3 protein-coding genes and 1 pseudogene are annotated in these 2479 nt (G+C 76.1%); all 4 read left to right on the forward strand.

All coding sequences use genetic code 11. The features are described 5' to 3' along the window. Window positions 1-153: 153 nt before the first annotated feature. Window positions 154-630 carry a macro domain-containing protein gene (locus tag ACFYP3_RS27795; RefSeq protein ID WP_388838001.1) on the forward strand — a complete coding sequence of 159 codons (477 nt, stop codon included), beginning with the start codon at window positions 154-156 and terminating at the stop codon, window positions 628-630. Beyond that, on the forward strand, window positions 623-1159 hold the full coding sequence (locus ACFYP3_RS27800) for a MepB family protein (RefSeq protein ID WP_388838004.1): 537 nt from the start codon (window positions 623-625) through the stop codon (window positions 1157-1159). Before ACFYP3_RS27795 ends, ACFYP3_RS27800 begins: the two co-directional genes overlap by 8 nt. Before the next feature lie 52 nt (window positions 1160-1211). After that, complete coding sequence (locus ACFYP3_RS27805; RefSeq protein WP_388838007.1) at window positions 1212-1763, forward strand: GNAT family N-acetyltransferase; 552 nt, start codon at window positions 1212-1214, stop codon at window positions 1761-1763. A gap of 421 nt (window positions 1764-2184) precedes the next feature. Continuing rightward, window positions 2185-2479, forward strand: a pseudogene (locus tag ACFYP3_RS27810) (hypothetical protein); the annotation flags it as partial.

Consider the following 2479-nt stretch of genomic DNA (forward strand, 5'->3'; position numbering starts at 1 on the left):
GGGGGGGGGGGGGGGGGGGGGGGGGGGGGGGGGGGGGGGGGGGGGGGGGGGGGGGGGGGGGGGGGGGGGGGGGGGGGGGGGGGGGGGGGGGGGCCCCCCCCCCCCCCCCCCCCCCCCCCCGCGCTGTCGGTGCCCTCGCCTACCGTTCGGTGCATGAAGCCGCTACGGATCATCGCCGGGGACGCGACGAGCCCCCAGGCCAAGGGGCCCAAGGTCATCGCCCACCTCTGCAACGACCTCGGCGGCTGGGGGAAGGGCTTCGTGCTGGCCGTCTCGAAGCGGTGGCCCGAACCGGAGGCCGCGTACCGGGGCTGGCACCGGGGGCGTGGCGGGAACGACTTCGGGCTGGGCGCCGTGCAGGTCGTGCGGGTGAAGCCCGACACCTGGGTGGCCAACATGGTCGGGCAGCGCGGGATGCGCACCGGGAGCGGGGGCCCGCCGATCCGCTACGACGCCGTGGCGCGCTGCCTCGACGCGCTGGCCGGGCACGCCGAGGAGCTGGGGGCCGGCGTCCACATGCCGCGCATCGGGTGCGGGCTCGCGGGCGGCAGGTGGTCCCGCATCGAGCCGCTGATCACCGACGCGCTGTGTGCGCGGGACGTCGAGGTGACGGTGTACGACCATGCCTGAGTCCGCGGCGCCCTGGGCGGGCGCGGGTGAGGTCCACGAGGATCTCCGCGCGGCGAAGGCGCTGGTCTACGACCCCTGCGGGTTCACGTGCTCCCGGCCGGTCGCCGAGGCGGAGAGCGCCGAGTACGGGGCGTACGCCTTCACGCTGGACGGCCTGCGCGTCACCTTCCGCGCGGCGAGGACCACCCCGACGAAGGCCGGGCAGTTCGTCACGGTGTGGAAGCGGTCCGAAGCGGGGCCGATCCGGCCCTTCGACGTGGCGGACCCGATCGACCTCCTCGTCGTCAGCACCCGGGACGCGGGCGGCTTCGGGCAGTTCGTCTTCTCCCGCGAGGTGCTCCGCGAGCGCGGCGTCCTGTCCGTGGCCGGGGCGGGCGGCAAACGCGCCTTCCGGGTCTACCCGCCGTGGACCGCGGTGGAGAGCCGGCAGGCCCGCGCGACGCAGGCGTGGCAGGCCGGCTGCTTCCTGTCCGTGGGCGGCGGCGCCCGGGTCGACCTCACCCGGGCCCGGACCCTCCTTCACCCGTAGCGGGGGTGTCGGGGACGGCGGCGGGCGGTGGGGGCGTGGCACGATCGGCGGCATGCAGTACCGGTACGCCACCGAGGCCGACGCGCCCGCCATGGCCGAGCTCTTCGCCGCCAACCACCACGACGCCCTGACGGAGCGGCAGCGGGCGGAGCAGGGGTTCGTGCAGGGCCGCTTCGACGCCGGAGTCCTGGGGGCGATGGCCCGGGCCGGGGAGCTGCTGGTCGCGGACGACCGCGGCCGGGTCGCCGGCCTGCTCGCCCTGTCGGTGGCGGCGGACCTGGCCGATCCCCCGCCGCCGGTCGCAGGCCTGCTCCGTGCGCAGGACACCCTGGAGTGGGACGGGCACCCCCTCGGCGAGGCGCGGTGGCTGCTCTACGGGCCGGTCGTGGTCGACGCCGCGTACCGGGGGCGGGGGGTGGCCCGGGCCCTGTTCACCATGGCCGTGGCGGCGGCCTCGGAACGGGCCGACGCGGTCGTGGCGTTCATCGAGGCGGGCAACGTGCCGTCGTGGAGGGTGCACGTCGAGGGCCTCGGGATGGTCCCGCTGGGCGAGTACGTCGCCGGCGGCCGCACGTACCACGCGGTCGCCACGCCGACCACCTAGCCGGGCCGGTGTGTGCGGCGGGGCCGGAGCCGTGCGGCTCAAAGATCGGGGCTCCGCCCCGGACCCCGCGCCTCAAACGCCGGCGGGGCTGAATTTGGCGGCGCAGCCGGAGAGTGCGGCTCAAAGATCGGGGCTCCGCCCCGGACCCCGCGCCTCAATCGCCGGCGGGCTGAATTGGCGCGGCGGAGGCCAGCGTCGTGCGGCGCAAAGCCTGGGGCTCCGCCCCGACGGCCTCGTCTCGCCCGCCGTCCGCCCGTCCTGGTGGCAGCGGGTGAGGCGAGGAGACCGGGGTCACGGCCGTCCCCGGTGGTGTCAAGTCCCGAAATGTTGGGGCATGACCTCGCCGGGGTGGTTCCGGCCTACTGGAACCGAGGCGAGGGGCGCCACGTGGGCGCCTCTTCACTGCCAACGGGAGAAAACCATGGCTCGCAGGATCCGGAAGAACTCCGTCCGCCTGGGTGTCGCGGCCATCGTGGCGGCGGCGGTCACGGGAGGCGTCGTTCTCCCCGCCACGACGGCAATGGCGGCTCCGACGACACAGGTGACCACCGCGTCGTTCGAGGTGGACCCCTTCGCCCCTCCGTCGCATTCCGGGCCGGACAAGGCCCCGCCGAACCCCTACGAGGCCCCCCCGGTGGTGACCTGGGGGACGGGGACCACTCCGGCGGAGTCTGATCAGCCGCAGGAGGAGCCGGAGAACATCCCGGCGAACGAGG

Origin of the sequence: Streptomyces sp. NPDC005533 (assembly GCF_042871845.1) — a bacterium.
GTDB lineage: Bacteria > Actinomycetota > Actinomycetes > Streptomycetales > Streptomycetaceae > Streptomyces.